Below are 18,691 nucleotides of genomic sequence, written 5' to 3'. Positions count from 1 at the left end.
TGAGTCTGCGGTGTCAATGGATAATATAAACATCCTGATGTTTCAACCCTCATTTGGCATAGATGAAACATTGGTTATTCGCTATCCGTAACAACCTTGCGTCGCTGCACCAGGCGTGCCGCAAGCCAGCACAGCATGGCCCATGCGAAGCCCGCGCACCAGCCGGCAAGCACGTCGGACGGCCAGTGCACGCCAAGATAGACGCGGCTGGCGCCGATCAGCACCGTGGTGAGCACGGCAAGGCCAAGCACGAAGACTTTCGTCCTGCGGTCCGGCAGGAAGCGGGCGGCCAGCGAGCCGAGGGTCAGATAGGTCACCGCCGACAGCATCGCGTGGCCGCTGGGGAACGAGAGCGAAGTCTCGGTGACGAGATGCGAGACGAGATCGGGGCGCGGCCGGTCGACCTCGAATTTGAGCAGGCTGGAAAGCACTTGCCCACCCGCCACGGCCGCGAACATGAACAGAGCGGTCAAGGGCCTGCGGATCAAGAGCAGATAGACGATCGTCGCCGTCGTGATCAGCACCAGCACAGCGGTGCTGCCCAGCGCGGTGACGTCGCGCACCGCACCTTCGAGCCAGGGTGGACCGATTGGACTGTCCGGCTGCCCGGCATGGCGGAAGGCAAGCAGGATTTCCGTATCGAAGGCATGTGGCGTGGTGGCGCGCGCCACCTCAATCAGCTCCACTAGGCCCCATAGACCGCCGGCAATCACCAGCCCGGCCAGCAGCACCGGGAATTCCATTTTGTTAAGCAGCGCGTTGGCGGTCGATTTCATTCTGGCCTTGGGTCCAGCTACAGCCGTTGGATATAGGGCCCAAGCGTGATCAGCGCGACGGCGGCGATCGCCAGCACCATGCCGGTCGCTTGCAAACCGTTGAGCCGCTCGCCGAAGAAGGCGAGCGCCACGACATTGACCGCGACGAGCTGGATCACCGCCGACAGGCTGAACGACACCGACATGCCGAATTCGCGCACCAGCCGCAGCATGATCAGATTGCCAGCCGTGTAGAGCGCCAGGGTCAAAAAGAGCTTGGCCAGGCTCGGCGCCATCCCCCAATGCTTGGCCGCCATCGCCGCCAGCAGGAACATCACCGTCGAAATGCCGAGCTGCCCCAGTCCCCAGAAACTCACCTGTCGTCCCCTTCTTGAAGCGCCGTCGCCACGCCGACCGCAGCCCTTGTTTCCGAAGCGGGCGAGACCGTCAAGCTGGGCGATGGAGGATAGGGCGAAGGCCGCGGACCGACATCGACGACTTCGCCAATCACCGAGGGGGTACGTCGAAGCCATGTCACGAAAATGTGATCGGCGCGCTTTAGGGGTCGAAAGGTCAAAATCCCAGCCACCTCAAGAAGCCAGAGGAATCCCATGACCGTGACCCCTGAGACCCGCTTCCGCACCAGCCAGCTCGAGGAAAATGACGGCCCGCCCGCCAACCCGACCGACAACCGCACCATGGGCGAGATCATCGCCGCGCGTTTCTCGCGCCGCGGCTTTCTCATGGGCTCGCTGGCCGTCTCGGCCATTGCCGCCACCGTCAGCCCGCTGGCGCTGATCGCCGCCGACGAGGCGCGCGCCGCAGAGGCTTCGGCTTTCAAGTTCGACGAGCTCGAGGCCGGCATCGACGACAAGCACCATGTCGCGCCGGGCTATGACGCCGACGTGCTGTTGCGCTGGGGCGATCCGCTGTTCGCCGACTCGCCGGAGTTCGATCCGGCAAAACAATCGGCCGAAGCCCAGGCCAGGCAGTTCGGCTACAACAACGACTATGTCGGCTATATCCCGATCGACGGCTCCGCCGAGCACGGCTTGCTGGTCGTCAATCACGAATACACCAACCCGCATCTGATGTTCCCCGGCATCGTCTCGATCGTCGAGAAGGACGGCAAGAAGGCCGCCGAGGTGGCGCCGCTCTCGAAGGAGCAGGTCGATGTCGAGATGGCCGCACATGGCGGCACGATCGTCGAAATCCGCAAGCAAGGCGGCAAGTGGCAGGTGGTGCGCGACGGCAAGCTCAACCGCCGCATCATGTCCACCACCGAGATGGCGCTGTCCGGCCCGGTCGCCGGCCACGATCGCGTCAAGACCAATGCCGACCCGTCCGGCGCGAAGGTCATCGGCACCGTCAACAACTGCGCCGGCGGCGTCACGCCCTGGGGCACCTATGTGATGGCCGAGGAGAACATCCACGGCTATTTCTCGGGCGAATTGCCGGAAGGCCACAGGGAGGCCGCCAACTACAAGCGCCTCGGCATTCCGGAAGGCGCCTATGAGTGGGGCGCGCATTACGACCGCTTCAACCTCGCCAAGGAGCCGAACGAGCCCAATCGCTTCGGCTGGATCGTCGAGGTCGACGTCAACGATCCGGCTTCGGTGCCGAGGAAGCGCACCGCCATGGGCCGCTTCAAGCATGAGGGCGCCGAGTCGATCGTCGCCAGGGACGGCCGCGTCGTCTTCTATCTCGGCGACGATGAGCGCTTCGACTATGTCTACAAATTCGTCACCGCCGGTAAGTTCAATCCCGATGACCGCGCGGCCAACATGGACCTGCTCGACGACGGCACGCTGCATGTGGCGAAATTCGCCGAGGACGGTTCGGTCGAATGGATCCCGATCGTTTTCGGTGAAGGCCCGCTGACGGCGGAGAACGGTTTTGCTTCCCAGGCCGACGTTCTCATCGAGACGCGGCGCGCCGCCGACCTGCTCGGCGCCACCAAGATGGACCGGCCGGAGGACATCCAGCCCAATGCCGGCAACGGCAAGGTCTATGTCATGCTGACCAACAACACCAAGCGCAAGGCCGAGCAGGTCGACGCCGCCAATCCGCGCGCTGGCAACGCCTTCGGCCACATCATCGAGATCGTCGAGGAAGGCGGCGACTTCGCCGCGACCAAGGGCAAATGGGAGGTGCTGTTGAAATGTGGCGATCCGTCGGTGGCCGATGTCGGCGCCACCTTCTCCACCGCGACCACCGCCCATGGCTGGTTCGGCATGCCGGACAATTGCGCCGTCGATTCCGCCGGGCGCCTGTGGGTCGCCACCGACGGCCAGGGTCCGAAGGCCACCGGCCGCACCGACGGCCTGTGGGCGGTCGATACCGAGGGTGCCGCGCGGGCAACGTCGAAACTGTTCTTCCGCGTCCCGATCGGCGCCGAGATGTGCGGCCCGCTGTTCGCGCCTGACGACCAGACGGCTTTCGTCGCCGTCCAGCATCCGGGCGACGGCGGCGAGGACTGGGAAGGCTTTGGCCGCCCGTCCTATTACGAGGACCCGTCGACCCGCTGGCCGGACTTCAAGCCGGACATGCCGGTAAGGCCGTCGGTCGTCGCGATTACGAAGCAGGGCGGCGGCAAGATCGCGGTGTGATGCGCTGAGGCTAGCGCAAGCGTTGGGGATTGGCGGAAGCCTCCCCAACGTCGTCATTCTAGGGCGAAGCAGGAGCGAAGCTCCGTCGCGGAGACCCTGGAATCCATGCCGTGACCGCGATCACAGGGCGCAGCGGAGCAGAATTCTGCACCGTGCAACGCTCGCATGTCACGGAATGGATCCTCGGGTCTGCGCTGCGTCGCTGCGCTCCTCGCTCCGCCCGTGGATGACGAAGCCGAGCAGTCACTTCGCGCGTTGAACCATGGCCACGTTCATCCTGTTTCTCAGGCGGAAGCCGATCGACTCGTAAAGTTCGATCGCCGCCGCATTGCTGTCATAGGCGTGCAGGTACGCAATCTCGCCGCGCGCCGCGATCCTGCCCGCCACGAACACCCACAGCAGCCGGGCAAGGCCGCCGCCGCGGAAATCCGGATGCGTGCAGACGCCGCTGAGTTCCGAGCAACCGGGCTGCTTCATGCGCTCGCCGGCCATCGCCGCCAGCCAGCCGTCGATCCTGATGCCCCAGAAATCGCCGAGGCTCAGCGCCTCCAGCGTGAACGGGCCGGGCTTGGTGAGAGACGCGAGCAAGCAGCGCCACGCTACGCGTCATGCCCGGTTGCGCGACGCCGAGGGATTGCGCCAAAGCCGACGCGCGCATGGCGCGTTTCGCGCGGTCGATGGACGATACTGGACGCTTTCGGACGTTTGCCCTTCATTCGCCGCCAAATGCATCCTATATCGCGCTGGCGCGACGCGGCCGGCAGCGGTCGCCAGCGATTCGCGACCTGAGGGCGGCAGGTCATCCATTCTTGGCATGCGGAGCTCATGGCGCCCCTGCGCATCTATTTCGACAGGCTTCTCGACGCCGTGGCGCCCAAGGTTCCGCGGCGCGAGTTGACGGATGCCGAACGCCTGGCGCTGGTGCGCCGCCATGGCGATTTCTCGCTCGCCTACTCCACGGCCGTGCAGCAGAAACTGTCCTATTTCAGCGATGGCGACGGCTACATAGCGTTCGGCACCAAGATGAGCCGCCATTTCGCGCTGGGCGATCCGGTGGCCGAACTGGCCGACCGCCCGGCCTATATCAAGCGCTTCGTCGAGGCCGCCGGCGGCCCGTGGTTCGTCCAGGTCGGCGCCGACACCGCCAAGGTGTTGGCCGGCCTCGGCTACCAGGTCAATCGCCTCGGCATCGACACCAGGCTGCTTTTGCCGGCGCATGATTTTTCCGGCAAGCGCAACGAAACCGTGCGCTATTCCGAGCGCTGGCTGACCAAGAAGGGTTTTACTCTCGCCGAGGACAAGGGCGACAGGCTGCTCGAGGAGATCAAACAGCTTTCCGCCGACTGGCGCAAGGAGCGCATCATCAAGCGCTGGGAGATGGGTTTCCTCAACCGCCGCTTCTCCGAAGAGCTCGGCGCCGACATGCGCCGCTTCCTCCTGCACAGCCCCGAAGGCCGGCTTCTCGCCATTCTCGATTTCGACCCGCTGTTCCGCGACGGCAAGGTGGTCGGCTACACCACTTCCTTCAAGCGCAAGCAGGTCGACGCGACGCCGCATGCCGAAATCGGCTTGACCAAATTCGCCGTCGACCGCTTTCGCGAGGAAGGCATCTCCGAGGTGACGCTCGGTCTCTCGCCGCTGCTCGACATCGAGCCGAGCGGTTTCGCCGAATCGAGCTTCTGGCGCGGGGCCTTCCAGCGCGCCTACAACTCGCCCTGGGTCAACCGCTCGCGCTTCAACCTGCAGGGCCAGGCCGCGTTCAAACGCCGTTTCCACGGCGTCGAGGAGCCGACCTATATCGCATTCCGCAAAGGAACTTTCGCGGAAATGCTGGGGCTGCTGCGCCTGCTGAAGGCGATTTGAAGGAGGCTGTGTTTTCCTCGCCGCCGCTTCGTGGGGCGAGGAACTGAATGTCCGTCAGTTCCTCAACCGGTAGCCCGTCTTGAAGATCCACGCCACGATCGCGATGCAGATGGCCAGGAACATCAGCGTCATGCCGAGGCTGACGCCGACCGAGACATCAGCCTTGCCGTAAAAACTCCAGCGGAACCCGCTGATCAGGTAGACGACCGGATTGAACAGCGTGATCGTCTTCCAGATGCCCGGCAGCATATGGATCGAATAGAAGCTGCCGCCGAGGAAGGTGAGCGGCGTGACGATCAGCAGCGGCACCAGCTGCAGTTGCTCGAAGGTCTTTGCCCAGATGCCGATGATGAAGCCGAACAGGCTGAAGGTCACCGCCGTCAGCACCAGGAAGGCGATCATCCAGAACGGATGCTCGATCCTGAGCGGCACGAACAGTGCCGCGGTGGCCAGGATGATCAGGCCGAGGATGATCGACTTGGTCGCGGCGCCCCCGACATAGGCGATGATGATCTCCAGATAGGAGACCGGTGCCGACAAAAGCTCGTAGATCGAGCCGACGAATTTCGGGAAATAGATGGCGAAGGAGGCGTTGGAGATCGATTGCGTCAGCAGCGACAGCATCATCAGGCCCGGCACGATGAAGGCGCCGTAGGCGATGCCGTCGATCTCGTTGATGCGCGAGCCGATCGCCGAGCCGAAGACGACGAAATAGAGCGATGTCGAGATGACCGGCGAGATGATGCTCTGCAGCACCGTGCGGAAGGCGCGCGCCATCTCCACCCGGTAGATTGCCCATACCGCACGAAAATTAGGGGCAGCGCGCAGGTTCATGGCTCTTGCCTCAGAAGATTGACGAAGATCTCTTCGAGCGAGCTGTTCTTGGTGTCGAGATCGCGGAACTGGATGCCGGCCGCCTCGAGGTCGCGGATCAGCGAGGCGACGCCCGGACGGTCGCTCTGGTTGTCATAGGTGTAGGTGAGCTGGTTGCCGTCGTCCGACAGCTCCAATGAATAGTGGGAAAGCCCGTCCGGAACGGCGGCAAGCGGCGCGCGCAGTTCCAGTTTCATCTGCTTGCGACCGAGCTTGCGCATCAGTTCGGCCTTGCCTTCGACCAGGATGATCTCGCCCTTGTTGATGACGCCGACGCGGTCGGCCATCGCCTCGGCCTCTTCGATGTAATGCGTGGTGAGGATGATGGTGACGCCGTCTTCGCGCAGGCGCCGCACCATCGCCCACATGTCCTGGCGCAGTTCGACGTCGACGCCCGCGGTCGGCTCGTCGAGGAACAGCACGCGCGGCTCGTGCGACAGCGCCTTGGCGATCATCAACCGGCGCTTCATGCCGCCCGACAGGGTGATCGCTTTCGAGTCCTTCTTGTCCCACAGCGAGAGGTCGCGCAGCACTTTTTCGACGAAGGCCGCGTTGGGCGCCTTGCCGAACAGGCCGCGGCTGTAGTTCACCGTTGCCCAGACCGTCTCGAAGGCATCGATGGTCAGTTCCTGCGGCACCAGCCCGATCAGGCTGCGCGCCGCGCGATAATCCTTGCCGATGTCGTGGCCGTCGACGCTGACGCTGCCGGAGGAACGGTTGACGATGCCGCAGACGATCGAGATCAGCGTCGTCTTGCCGGCGCCGTTCGGCCCGAGCAGCGCGAAGATCTCGCCGCGCTCGATGTCGAGATTGATTTCCTTCAGCGCCTTGAAGCCGGTGGCATAGGTTTTCGTGACACCGGAGATCGAGATGATGGATGACATGCTGAAATACGGCCGGCTGGAAAAGGTCACCTGATATAGGTCGGATGCCGCCCGGTGCAACCGTGAATCGACGCCGTTGCTGACAGTTCTGGACAGGGAGGAGGTTCTTTCTCCCCGTTTACGGGGAGAAATGCCCGGCAGGGGCAATGAGGGGCGGCGCTGACCTTCAACCAATCGTGCTCCTGGCTGCCGAACCGCAGATGCCGGCGCTGCCCCTCATCCGCCCTTCGGGCACCTTCTCCCCGTAAACGGGGCGAAGGAAATCAGGTCTGCGCCGTCCAGAACGCGATCTCCTGCGCCTTGGTCCTGAGCTCGGTCTTCAGCCATTGATCGTCGTCGTCGAGGTAGCTCCACGGCGTCCTGCCCTGCGCCCGCATCTCGCGGATGTAGGACCGGTAGCGGTAGTGGCTGTAGACCGACATTGCGTATGTGGCATAGGCGGCGGCAAGCTTCCTGTGGCCGCGCACGATCACCAGGTTCTCGTCGTTCTTCTCGCTCGCCGGCGCCGAGAAATTGTGGCTCCCGGTCACCACAACGCAGTCGTTTGAATGCGGGTCGGTCACCAGGATCTTCGAATGCACGATGGCGTGGCCGATCTGGGACAGGAAGGTCCGCCGGTTGACCTCGGCGATCCATGGCCCGAGCGGCGCGTCGAGGCCTTGCGGCTGCGCCACCGCGTAGCGGTCGGGCGTGAATTTCCGGTCGCTGCTCACTAGGTCGATGTCGAGGAAATTCTGTTCGGTGCCGCCCTCGTTCGCGCTCAGCGTCGAGACCACGCCGCGCACATACATGCCCTTTTCCTTGGCGCGCTGGCCGGCCAGCGTATGCAGCCCCTGCTTGCCCGGCGTGAACATCAGGAACAGCACGGCCTGCCTGGCCGATGTGATCACATCGCGCAGCGCCGCCATGTCGGCCCCGTCGGAGGTGCGGGTGAACCAGACGGTCGCCTTGGCGGCACCGACCGTGAAGGTTTTCGGCGCGTTGTTGTCCGCCATCAGCGCCGGCGTGAAATTGGCCGGGTCGGTCTTCGGCGGCGAGGCGTCCTTGAGCAGGTCCCAATGCTTGCGGAAATGCTCCGCCACCGCCGCGTCCTCGATCAGCAGGCCGTTGCTGACCTGCGTGCAGAGGCCCGTCGTGCTCCAGTTGGTGCTGCCCGTCCACACCTGCTTCGGCTCGTCGTCTTGCGACACCACGACGAACTTGTTGTGGCCGAGGCCTTTCGATTTCAGCATCCGGTCGATGGTCGCGATGCCGTGGTCGTTGAGGTTCTTGCGCGCGTCCTTGTTGCCGTCGCCGCTTTTGTCGGAGCCGTTGGCGAGGATGAGATTGAGCCGCGGCCCGAGCCCGATCAGCGCCGTCTCCAGCGTCGCGTCGCCGAGCTCGTAGAGCGCCGCATGCAATTCGTCGCCGGCGCCTTGCGTCAGCCCGACCATGCGCAGCCCCAGATCGCCTTCCAGGAAAGCGCGGAACTTCGCGTCGCCATTGGTCTGCAGGCTCTTCTTGAAGGCCACCGGCGAGAGCTTGTTCTTGGCCATGTAGCGGGCGACGAATTGCGACAGCACCAGGCCGCGGTTGAAGTAGCAGGAAAAGCCGCCGCCGGCGTCGGTGGCGAGCGTATGCCAGTCCGTCCAGTCGCTCGACACGCCCTTGGTCAGCGGCTTGCCGGGGCCGGCGCTCATCATCGCGGTCACCCGGTAGCGCACGACATTGCCGACATCGGCCGCATGGTCGGTCCAGTTGAAGCGCTGGAACGGCCACACGTCCGACGGCCGGTGGTCGCCCGATTTCGGCTTGTCCTTGGTGAAGCCGACGCGGTTCTCGACGGGCTCGATCTTCTCGGTGGCGCCGGCCTTGCGGCCGCGCTCCAGAAGGAAGCCCCGGCATCCGGCGATGAAGTCGCTGGGCGCCCAGGCGACGAAGGCGTCGTCGCCATTGATGTAGACGGAGACTTTTATGTCGATGGCCATCTGTCGTTCCTCCCCATCTGCCGTTGTTCCCAAAGCGCGCGGCCGGCATGTCCGGCTCATCAATGCAGCCAACAAGAATCCGCCCCGGAAACAGGGTCCCGGATCAGTTGAAACAGAATGTTCGAAAGGTGACGACGATGATTATGGGACGGCAGAAGATCGGATGTCAATGTTCTGCAGCGTCAAGTATAATTCTATGAACTGCTTCACACTATGTTCTGTTTGCCAGCAAAACAAAGGACGGATGGTTTTCGCGAATCCATCAAGACCGGCCTGGAGCAATTCCAGGAAAGTGCGAGCGGCGAGGTTGCCATCGGGGCCTCACCGTTCCTTTCCGTGAAGTCGGCACAAACGCCGGGGATTGGCGGAAGCCTCCCAGCCTCGTCATTCCAGGGCGGAGCAGCCGCGAAGCGGCGTCGCGCAGACCCTGGAATCCATTCCGTGACTTTGATCGAAGAGCGCAGCGGAGCAGAATTCTGCACCGTAGCAGCGCTCGGACGTCACGGAATGGATCCTCGGGTCTGCGCGCGTCGCTTCGCTCCTTGCTCCGCCCGTGGATGACGATCGCGATGGTCGTTTCGGCCAATCGCCAAGGCAATGCCATCCGCCCCACGCGGACATTTACCCGACGATCGAAATCCCTGCGCTACGGAACCCGGCCGGCGTTTCGTCAGCTCTTGCTGGAGGCCAGCACGAGCACCGGCTTCTCGCTGTAAAGCTGCGGGAACAGCGACTTCAAATTCTCGATCTTGGGCAGGTCGTTGTAGACGATATAGGGATAGGTCGGGTTCAGCGTCAGGAAGTCCTGATGGTAATCCTCGGCCGGATAGAAGGTCTTGCCGGTTTCAAGCGTGGTGACGATCGGCTTGCCGAACACCTTGGCCTTGTCGAGCTGGTCGATGTAACTCTCGGCGACCTTCTTCTGCTCGTCATTCTCGGCGAAGATCGTCGAACGGTACTGCGTGCCTGAATCCGGACCCTGGTAGTTGAGCTGCGTCGGATTGTGCGCGACCGAGAAATACACCTGCAAGAGCTGGCCGTAGGTGACTTTCGCCGGGTCGTAGGTGATCTCGACGGATTCGGCATGGCCCGTGCGGCCGGTGCCGACGACTTCATAGACGGCGTTTTCGGCGCTGCCGCCGGTATAGCCGGAAACGGCCTTGCTCACGCCCTTGACGTGCTGGAACACGCCCTGCACGCCCCAGAAGCAGCCGCCGGCGAAGATCGCCTTCTCGGTACCGCTCGCCGCCTTTTCATCCATCGCCGGCGGCGGGATCACCACCGCGTCCTCGGCCGAGCGGGCCGGGCTCTGCCAGAAGACGGCCGCCGCGACTGCCGCAAGACCAAGCGCTGCAACCGCGCCGCGCGCGAAAAATGGCGATCGCCGCGCGGCCTTTGTCTCGATGCCGTTCATGTCCTGATCTCCTTGCTGTTGTCCCAGTATATACGAACGAAGCCGTCGGGGGGTTCTCACTTTGCCGTGCGGCGGCTTACGGCAGATGGCGTCCCCCGCTCCGTCTCGGAGCGGGGGACGCCGTCCTACGCGGCTTACTGTGCCGGCTTCATCGCATCCGCCGGCTTCATGGCATCCGTGGCCGGTTTCATCGCGTCGGTGGTAGCCGGCTTCATCGCCTCGGTGCTCATCGCGTCGGGCTTCATGGCATCGGCCGGCTTCATGGCATCCGTCGCCGGCTTCATGGCGTCGGTCGCCATCGCATCGGCGGGCTTCATCGCATTGGTCGTGTCGTCGGCGCGGGCGCCGGCGACGAAGACGGCAGCGGAAAGCGCGAAGGCGAGTGCCGGCAGGGTCAGATATTTGGTCATGATAGTCTCCTTGGGTTTTGGCGCGCGGAAGCGGGCCGGGTTATGCGTTGCCGCTGTCATGCGGCCCCGCGCGTAGGGAAAAAGAGATCAGTTGGCGGCCGCGGCCAGGATCGGTCCGCCGCCTGGCGCCTGCACCAGCACCGCGGTGTTCAAGCCGCCGGTGGCGGCCGGCAGCGGCAGCGTGGTGGCCTCGCCGTTCCAGCTGCCGAGCTTCGTCAGCGCATGCACGACATTGGCGTGCGGCAGGGTGCGGCCGGTGTTCTCGCCGCGCGCCACCGGCACCTCGACGACGCCTCTCGTGTAACGCACCAGCCAGATGTCGGCGCCGCCGCCCGGCGCCTTGCCGGCGCCGATGCTGACCTTGGCCTTGTCGAGCGAAAGCTCCGGACCCTGGGTGTGGCCGCCCTTGGCAATCAGGCTCTGGATCTCGCCGGGCGCCGCGCCCACGCCGTCGCGTCTGCCGTTCACCACCACCTGCGGCGTGAACGGTCCGTCCCGGCCGAGCGACGGCTCGTAGGTCACCTGGCGATCGGTGAATTCCTTGCGGCCGAACGTGTCCTTCCAGCCGAGATAGTCCCAGTAGGTGACGTTGAACGACAGCGCCAGCACGCCCGGCTGGTCCTTGACCTTGATCAGGTTGGCGTTGGCCGGCGGGCAGGACGAGCAGCCCTGGCTGGTGAACAGCTCGACCACGGTGAGCGGCTGCGCCGAAGCGGCGCCGAGCGTGGCGGCGAGCATCGCCCCGGCGAGCAGGGCGGTCCTTGTTGTCGATCCGGTCATGGGAAGCAGTCTCCGTTACGGCGGGTCATGCTCCCATTTCGCCGGGGTGGAGAGGTTCGTTACAGCTTCACCGGTTTGTGATTGGGGCGCTTCCCTTCTCCCCGCGAACGGGAGAAGGAAAAAGCCCCACCGCTTGCCCCTCAACCCTGCCCCTGCTAAAGCGCGCCGCATGACGACGCCCCTCGACCACATCCGCAATTTCTCCATCGTCGCCCACATCGACCATGGCAAATCCACTCTTGCCGACCGGCTGATCCAGCTCACCGGCGGGCTGGAGGCGCGCGACATGAAGGAACAGGTGCTCGATAGCATGGACATCGAGCGCGAGCGCGGCATCACCATCAAGGCGCAGACAGTGCGGCTGAAATACCGCGCCAACAATGGCGAGGACTATATCCTCAACCTCATCGACACGCCCGGCCATGTCGACTTCGCCTATGAGGTGTCGCGCTCGCTCGCCGCCTGCGAGGGCTCGCTGCTGGTGGTCGACGCCAGCCAGGGCGTCGAGGCGCAGACGCTGGCCAATGTCTACCAGGCCATCGACAACAACCACGAGATCGTCGTGGTGCTGAACAAGGTCGACCTGCCGGCGGCCGAGCCCGAGCGCATCCGCGAGCAGGTCGAGGAGGTGATCGGCATCGACGCTTCCAACGCGGTGCTGATCTCGGCCAAGACCGGGCTTGGCGTGCCCGAGGTGCTGGAGGCGATCGTCCACCAGCTGCCGCCGCCGCGCGAGGGCGACATCAACGCCCCGCTGAAGGCCATGCTGGTCGACAGCTGGTACGACGCCTACCTCGGCGTCATCGTTCTGGTGCGCATCATCGACGGCGTGCTCAAGAAGGGCCAGACCATCCGCATGATGGGCACCGGCGCCAAATATCTCGTCGAGCGCACCGGCGTCTTCACGCCGGCCCGTATCAATGTCGATGAGCTCGGCCCCGGCGAGTTCGGCTTCTTCACCGGCTCGATCAAGGAAGTGGCCGACACCCGCGTCGGCGACACCATCACCGAAGACAAGCGCCAGACCGCGCATGCGCTGCCCGGCTTCAAGCCGGCGCAGCCGGTGGTGTTCTGCGGCCTGTTCCCGGTCGACGCCGCCGATTTCGAGGACCTTCGCGCCGCCGTCGGCAAATTGCGCCTCAACGATGCCAGCTTCTCCTATGAGATGGAAACCAGCGCCGCGCTCGGCTTCGGCTATCGCTGCGGCTTCCTCGGCCTGCTGCATCTCGAGATCATCCAGGAACGGCTGGAGCGCGAGTTCAACCTCGACCTCATCGCCACGGCGCCGAGCGTGGTCTACCGCCTGAACCTCAACGACGGCTCGGTCAAGGAACTGCACAATCCGGCCGACATGCCCGACGTGGTCAAGATCGCCTCGATCGAGGAGCCCTGGATCCGCGCCACCATCCTTACCCCCGACGACTATCTCGGCGGCATCCTGAAGCTCTGCCAGGACAGGCGCGGCATCCAGGCCGATCTCTCCTATGTGGGAAAACGCGCCATGCTGACCTACGATTTGCCGCTCAACGAGGTGGTCTTCGATTTCTACGACCGGCTGAAGTCGATCTCCAAGGGCTACGCCTCCTTCGACTATCACCTGACTGACTATCGCGAGGGCGACCTGGTCAAGATGTCGATCCTGGTCAACGAGGAGCCGGTCGACGCGCTGTCCATGCTGGTGCACCGCACGGCGGCGGAAAAGCGCGGCCGCGCCATGTGCGAGAAGCTGAAGGAACTGATCCCGCACCACCTGTTCAAGATCCCGATCCAGGCGGCAATAGGCGGCAAGGTCATCGCCCGCGAGACCATCTCGGCGCTGCGCAAGGACGTCACCGCCAAATGCTACGGCGGCGACGTGACCCGCAAGCGCAAGCTGCTCGACAAACAGAAAGAGGGCAAGAAGCGGATGAGGCAGTTTGGGAAGGTGGATATTCCCCAGGAGGCGTTTATTCAGGCGCTGAAGATGGGGGATTGAGGGGCCTGCCGTGTACGTTAGGGCAAAGGTCTCTCAGAGCAGCCCTAGCCAGGGACGCACAAAGAACAGCCACGGGTTCATCGTAACTTTCTGTTGCGATATTGCTGAACGAAACCTACTTCTATTGCGGAAGCAATAGGGGGGTGACTTGTCCGCAAATGAAAGTAACAGGCGAAGAGCCTTTGGCGAGGTGGTTTCAGTTGACGCTTGGCATCGGCCATTCAGCAACCAGAATCCCACCGCCGACTTGCATGTTGACGTTACGTTTTCAACCGGCCGCGTTGGCGGTGAAAAGTCTTCAAAGGTCAGCTTCCGGCTAAGCCTGCGTCGTGCCGAAATCGTATTGGTGCTGCCCAAAACTGAACCTATAGACATCAAGAAGAGTTCGATCGCACGCGATCATCGTGGCATCGAAGGGAAGAAAACTCTTCTAAAGGAAAGGAAGCACTCTGCCGGTGCCAGCGGATCGGTTGGTGTAGCAGTGACAACCTCAACTGTTAGTGCGAACGCTTCACTGGAAGCGCGAGGGGACAGCTCTATTTCTGCATCAGAGAAAGTAGAAATAGAGGAGAAGATCCAGCTTATGGTGATTCATCAATCAAAAACTCATGATGGTAACTACCGATGGGGTATAACGCCCGAATCGGCTCAGACGTTAAACGGCAAACCGTGGGAAGCGGAAGCGTTTCCCCGGGGCACGTTAATCGATACGAGAACGGATAAGAACAAAGGCATTCCTCCAACGGTCTCGGTCGAAGTTCGATGCCTGAGAGAGGACATGATAATATCTGATATTATGATTAAGGACGAGAAGAAGTGGGACTTATTTAAAAAAGGGGGATCTCAGAAGGCAAAGCTTGCGGCAGCAGGGTCCTATATAAGGGATAAGCTTATATTGGAAGGATTGGAGTTTGAGAGCGTAGACGAGAGATTTGGTGCGATAACGCTAACAAGCGTAGTCGCTGAACCCGAAAGTGAGACCTGAGATGGTCGCAGAAAAGCACTGGTCTGAGAAAGTAATCGAAATACTGACTTCAGATACGGGAGATCTGCGAAAGTTAGCCGCCATCGCTGGGCGCTCACCAAAAGCCTTTTATCGAGGATCCGACCTGAGTGGTGCAGATCTGCGAGGCCAGGATTTGAGGGGAATGGATTTTCGGGGGGCGAATCTATCGAATGTGCTGCTCGACAAGAACACTAGGATCGATAGCACGACGTTGTCCGAAGCACTCTTTCCCGAATCTCTTGATGGTCCGCTAGTCAGCGAGAGGAATCTAGGCGAGCATCGACTATCGGATCACGAGGTTGGGCAGACACTGAAGTCACCTCCGAAGTCAGAGCTTGATCTGTCTACGTTAATCACCTTTTCAAACGACTTGATACGACGAGGCGAGTATAAAGCAGCTATAGATCTTATGTATATGTATCGTAGCCGATATAGGCATGATCGTGAGTTTGTCTTAGCACTGGGCGCGGCTTTTGAGAAGGAGCACTCAGTGAGCGCAGTGGCGTTGTATAGAGAGTATATAGCTGAGGTTGGTAGTGACTACGATGTCGTATTGAGATTGGCTCAGACGTTAATCGAGCAGCGTGATCATCATGAGGCGATACATTATTTAGAGATGCTTCAAGACGTGCGACCAGACGACCTTGCAACGGCTATTAAACTGGGTAATCTTCTGACTGCCGTCGGTCGTATAGGAGAGGCAGTTCAACTCTTTGAGACTCTCGTACATCGATTTCCAGAGAGAGGGGCTACATGGGCAAGGCTAGCGAAATTGCTCGTGTATCGTGGTGAGTCAGAACCCGCGCAGTCACTTCTTCGCGAAGCAAGCGCCCGATTTCCCGAAAGTATCGACATCTTTCGTGTGGTAGTTAAGGCGCAAGCTCGCTTTAAGTGGCCATTCGATGCAATAGAGCAGGGTATTTTGAGGGGGATTAGTACGAAGAATAGGCCCTCTTTCGTGCGGGAGGCGCTTAAACTCGGTTTTAAGGCAGAATACAGGGTGCCGATAGCGGAACTGGTAGAAAGGTTCTCGTTATGGGAGATGGAAAGGTCTCTGTATAAACTTGTAATAAACGAAGCGATTATCGAGCGAGATTTCAAGAAGGCGTTGAATTTCGCAAACCGTTGGGTCGAAGAAGCGGACGATCGCGACATCCTGCGGGCGAGAAAAGAGTGGGCTATGACATTGCTCGATGCCGGCAATGAGGCTGAGGCGTTTGATGTATTGGAAGAACTTTATAGCGAGAGGTTGGACGATCCGGCACCGGCAAAGTGGCTATCCGACGCATATATAAGAGCTGGGCAGGGGGAGTCGGCGGTAAGCATATTGCGCCGCACGGTTGAGCGCTTCCCAGGTAAGTCTGCACCGACAAAATGGTATTTAGAAGCGCTAGTGAACACTAATCGAATCGTGGAAGCCCTGGAACTTTGGCAATCACAAGACCAAGATGTATTTGGTAAGCGTACCCGAGAGTTGATGTCTAAGATAGAAGCTAGGTTTAGAGAGGCCTGACTGAAGCTATTCGTCGGCTGACGCAATAATCCGAGAGTGACCGTTGATCTTCGCTCACCTCGTTGTATCCTCTCCCCTGGTCGGGGATCCATCACATGCGCTCCACTCTCGATCTCGTCGCCGCGATCGGCCTCGCCATCGGCGGCGCTTTTGGCTTAACAGGCACTTTCGTTGCCAGCGACGCGCTGCGCGAAACGGTCTGGACCGTCGATGGTATGGCGATCGTCGTCGCCACGGCGCTGCTGACGATGAAATACCAGCGGCTCGGCAATGATCTCGTCGCGGCGGGCTTCCTCACTTTCCTTGCCGGCGAAAGCCTGCTTCTGGCCGGCAATGCGGCGGGCCTGCAGGCCAGCGTGCCTTCCTATGCGGGCGGCATCGCGCTCTGGGCAGCGGGGCTGGTGATGGTCAGCGCGCAAGCCACCTTCGCACTCTGGATGCGGCTCACGGCTTTCGCCGCCGCTTTGCTCTTCGCCGTCTCCGTCCTCATGATCCTGTGGGGCGCGCCGCTCTTGCCCACCTCCGCGCCTCTGCCGGCGCTCGGCTACCCGTTCCTGGTGCTGACCTTCATCGGCTGGATCTGGACTTTGCTGAAAGCGGAGCGTTGAATCGCGAGGCAATGGCCGCGCCGCTGGAAATCCGCAACAGCCCGTCGGGAAAGATCCTGCCCGCGCTCGGGCCGTTCCTGCTTGGCGGCATCTTCTGCTTCGGCGCGCTGCAGGGCGTGGCCTCGGGCGCGGATGGCGGGCATGTGCTGTGGATCACGCTGCTCGGCGCCGCCTGCCTGGGGCTCGGCGTATTCATCGCGCGCGGCGCCTTCGACACTTCTGTCAAGGTGGTGCTGAACAGCCAGGGTTTCCGCGATGCCCGCGCCGGCGACGTGCTGGTGCCGTGGAGCAAGGTGCGGAGCGTGCGCCATGCCGCCGGCGGCAAGGGCGCGGCGATGCTCAATTTCGAGCTCACCGAGGAGCCGCCCGGCGCAATCCGATATTCCTCCGCCAATGCCTTCGGCCTGATGCCCTTCGGCCGGAACATCGTGCATATGGAGATTTCCTCGCTCGACGTGCGCGGCGAGGAGATGGTGGATGCCGTGAAGACATTCGCGCCGCATGTGGTGGTGAGGAGTTAGGGCGCGGCCTCGCGCATTGCCGACGTTGCAGAACGGGTGGAATGCGCAAGCTGCTGATCTCCCCCTTGTGGGGGAGATGTCCGGCAGGACAGAGGGGGGCGCTGTCCCGCCGGCGTCTCAAAGCTTGGATACCTCTCCGCACTTCGTGGGACGAGAGCTTTATCTGGTGGCGCTGTGATCCTTCGCGCCCCCCTCTGCCCTGCCGGGCATCTCCCCCGCAAGGGGGAGATTACGCAACCCACCCGTGCTCTACTCCCATCGGGGACCTCGCCATGATTCGCGCTCTGCTCGCCTTCCTCCTTCTCGCCACCCCGGCTTTCGCCGCCGACATGTCGGTGTTCGTGCGCAACCAGCGTTCGGATGGCGTCGCGGTGGAACTGTTCAGCCGTGACAGCCAGAAAGTCTGGCCCGGCGACGACAAGGTGTTTCTCATCCGGCCGAAGGCGCGAAAGTCCGTGCCGATTTCCTGCGAGCCGGGCGAGCACATCTGCTGGGGCGCCTGGGTGAACGGCGACGATTCCGTCACCGCCGGCGTCGGCCCCGACAACGACCAGCCCTGCGACACCTGCTGCTTCATCTGCACCGAGCACTCGACCGAGACGGTCGATCTGGCGGAATAGGCGGGGCGCCGAATCTGCCGACTTCTCATGCTTGGGTTCCTCGCCCCCGCCAAAGGTGGGGGAGTTGGCCGCGAAGCGGACGGAGAAGGGCCTTCGTAGGGCCTCCCCTCTCCGTCTCGGCTTCGCCGAGCCACCTCTCCCACTTCGTGGGGCGAGGAACCAAGGCTGTGCACTTGCCCCGCTTGACGCCCCTCTCGCCCCCGCCCTAGCCTCGCCTCAACCCAACAGGAGACCCCACCCAGATGGCAGGCACGGTCGAAGGCGAGAAGATCGACGTTTCTTTCAGCGGCAAGCGCTGCATCCACTCGCGCAATTGCGTGCTCGGCAACCCGCATGTCTTCGTGCCCAACGCGCCGGGCGAGTGGATCCATCCGGAGGCGGCGAGCGTCGAGCAGGTCGTGGCGCTGGCGCAGAACTGCCCGTCCGGCGCCATCACCTACACCAGAAAGGATGGCGGACCGCAGGAGAAGCCGCCGGTGGTCAACACCGTGCGGTTGAGGGAAAACGGCCCGCTGGCGGTGCATGCCGAGATCGTGCTGGGCGACGAAACCGTCTTCCGCGCCACGCTCTGCCGTTGCGGCCTGTCGCAGAACAAGCCGTTCTGCGACAACAGCCACATCAAGGCCGGCTTCACCGCCACCGGCGAGCCGCCGCTGAAGGAAGCGCAGGTGCTGGAAGCGCGGGATGGCCCGCTGGCGGTGACGCCCACGGTCAACGGCCCGCTCAAGGTCGAGGGGAATGCCGAGATCGTCACCGGGACAGGACATACGATCGCGCGCACGACCAAGGTGTTCCTCTGCCGCTGCGGGCACTCGGCGAACAAGCCGTTCTGCGACGGGAGCCATAAAAGGGTGGGGTTTGTGGGGTAGCGTGCATGCGAGCTTGGCGCATGC

General features: G+C 62.5%; 17 protein-coding genes and 1 pseudogene. 9 read left to right on the top strand and 9 right to left on the bottom strand.

All coding sequences use genetic code 11. From position 1 onward, the window contains the following. Window positions 1-74 precede the first annotated feature (74 nt). Both FJ957_RS20955 and FJ957_RS20950 read right to left on the bottom strand, forming a co-directional pair. A complete protein-coding gene (locus FJ957_RS20955) occupies window positions 75-776 on the bottom strand; it encodes a phosphatase PAP2 family protein (RefSeq protein WP_140834751.1) in 702 nt (233 codons plus the stop codon). Between the two features lie 17 nt (window positions 777-793). Further along, window positions 794-1,132 (bottom strand): hypothetical protein, encoded by a 339-nt coding sequence (locus FJ957_RS20950; RefSeq protein WP_140834750.1) that lies wholly within the window; start codon window positions 1,130-1,132, stop codon window positions 794-796. A 234-nt stretch (window positions 1,133-1,366) separates the two neighbouring features. Between FJ957_RS20950 and FJ957_RS20945 the strand changes: the two genes are divergently transcribed. After that, window positions 1,367-3,364, top strand: coding sequence for a PhoX family phosphatase (locus tag FJ957_RS20945; protein WP_140834749.1), 1,998 nt, complete (start codon window positions 1,367-1,369; stop codon window positions 3,362-3,364). A gap of 243 nt (window positions 3,365-3,607) precedes the next feature. On the opposite strand, the pseudogene FJ957_RS20940 reads toward FJ957_RS20945, so the two are convergent. After that, window positions 3,608-3,949 (bottom strand): annotated as a pseudogene (locus FJ957_RS20940) (GNAT family N-acetyltransferase); the annotation flags it as partial. Window positions 3,950-4,189: 240 nt separating this feature from the next. Between FJ957_RS20940 and FJ957_RS20935 the strand changes: the two are divergent. Then, a complete protein-coding gene (locus FJ957_RS20935; protein WP_140834747.1) occupies window positions 4,190-5,227 on the top strand; it encodes a phosphatidylglycerol lysyltransferase domain-containing protein in 1,038 nt (345 codons plus the stop codon). Window positions 5,228-5,281: 54 nt separating this feature from the next. On the opposite strand, the gene FJ957_RS20930 is transcribed toward FJ957_RS20935, so the two are convergent. The 6 genes from FJ957_RS20930 to FJ957_RS20905 all read right to left on the bottom strand — a co-directional run bounded on the left by FJ957_RS20930 (window position 5,282) and on the right by FJ957_RS20905 (window position 11,555). Next, entirely contained in the window at window positions 5,282-6,061 is a 780-nt protein-coding gene (locus FJ957_RS20930) for an ABC transporter permease (protein WP_140709343.1), read from the bottom strand. Next, window positions 6,058-6,984 (bottom strand): ABC transporter ATP-binding protein, encoded by a 927-nt coding sequence (locus FJ957_RS20925; protein ID WP_140645889.1) that lies wholly within the window; start codon window positions 6,982-6,984, stop codon window positions 6,058-6,060. Before FJ957_RS20925 ends, FJ957_RS20930 begins: the two co-directional genes overlap by 4 nt. Window positions 6,985-7,247: 263 nt before the next feature. Beyond that, on the bottom strand, window positions 7,248-8,951 hold the full coding sequence (locus FJ957_RS20920) for a phospholipase D-like domain-containing protein (RefSeq protein WP_181180649.1): 1,704 nt from the start codon (window positions 8,949-8,951) through the stop codon (window positions 7,248-7,250). Window positions 8,952-9,621: 670 nt separating this feature from the next. Further along, a complete protein-coding gene (gene msrA, locus FJ957_RS20915) occupies window positions 9,622-10,365 on the bottom strand; it encodes a peptide-methionine (S)-S-oxide reductase MsrA (protein ID WP_140834745.1) in 744 nt (247 codons plus the stop codon). A 134-nt stretch (window positions 10,366-10,499) separates the two neighbouring features. Further along, complete coding sequence (locus tag FJ957_RS20910; RefSeq protein WP_140834744.1) at window positions 10,500-10,775, bottom strand: hypothetical protein; 276 nt, start codon at window positions 10,773-10,775, stop codon at window positions 10,500-10,502. Window positions 10,776-10,862: 87 nt separating this feature from the next. Further along, complete coding sequence (locus tag FJ957_RS20905) at window positions 10,863-11,555, bottom strand: DUF1223 domain-containing protein (RefSeq protein ID WP_140834743.1); 693 nt, start codon at window positions 11,553-11,555, stop codon at window positions 10,863-10,865. Window positions 11,556-11,724: 169 nt separating this feature from the next. Between FJ957_RS20905 and lepA the strand changes: the two genes are divergently transcribed. From lepA to FJ957_RS20870, 7 genes are all read left to right on the top strand, one after another. Then, window positions 11,725-13,530 carry a translation elongation factor 4 gene (gene lepA, locus FJ957_RS20900; protein ID WP_140834742.1) on the top strand — a complete coding sequence of 602 codons (1,806 nt, stop codon included), beginning with the start codon at window positions 11,725-11,727 and terminating at the stop codon, window positions 13,528-13,530. Window positions 13,531-13,678: 148 nt separating this feature from the next. After that, window positions 13,679-14,515, top strand: coding sequence for a hypothetical protein (locus FJ957_RS20895; RefSeq protein WP_140834741.1), 837 nt, complete (start codon window positions 13,679-13,681; stop codon window positions 14,513-14,515). A gap of 1 nt (window position 14,516) precedes the next feature. Further along, window positions 14,517-16,049, top strand: a complete 1,533-nt coding sequence (locus tag FJ957_RS20890; protein ID WP_140834740.1) for a tetratricopeptide repeat protein — start codon at window positions 14,517-14,519, stop codon at window positions 16,047-16,049. Window positions 16,050-16,144: 95 nt separating this feature from the next. Further along, the gene (locus tag FJ957_RS31880) at window positions 16,145-16,657 is read left to right on the top strand and encodes a hypothetical protein (RefSeq protein WP_181180648.1); all 513 of its coding nucleotides are present in this window, start codon (window positions 16,145-16,147) and stop codon (window positions 16,655-16,657) included. Next, complete coding sequence (locus FJ957_RS20880; RefSeq protein ID WP_140834739.1) at window positions 16,654-17,178, top strand: hypothetical protein; 525 nt, start codon at window positions 16,654-16,656, stop codon at window positions 17,176-17,178. The genes FJ957_RS31880 and FJ957_RS20880 overlap by 4 nt, the downstream gene beginning before the upstream one ends. A 272-nt stretch (window positions 17,179-17,450) precedes the next feature. Then, complete coding sequence (locus FJ957_RS20875; RefSeq protein ID WP_140834738.1) at window positions 17,451-17,798, top strand: hypothetical protein; 348 nt, start codon at window positions 17,451-17,453, stop codon at window positions 17,796-17,798. A 242-nt stretch (window positions 17,799-18,040) separates the two neighbouring features. Next, a complete protein-coding gene (locus FJ957_RS20870) occupies window positions 18,041-18,667 on the top strand; it encodes a CDGSH iron-sulfur domain-containing protein (protein ID WP_140834737.1) in 627 nt (208 codons plus the stop codon). Window positions 18,668-18,691: the final 24 nt, after the last annotated feature.

Source organism: Mesorhizobium sp. B2-4-6, from assembly GCF_006442775.1.
Lineage (GTDB): Bacteria > Pseudomonadota > Alphaproteobacteria > Rhizobiales > Rhizobiaceae > Mesorhizobium.
The sequence above is the reverse complement of the archived record's forward strand: the minus strand, read 5'-3'. Positions and strand labels throughout refer to the sequence as shown.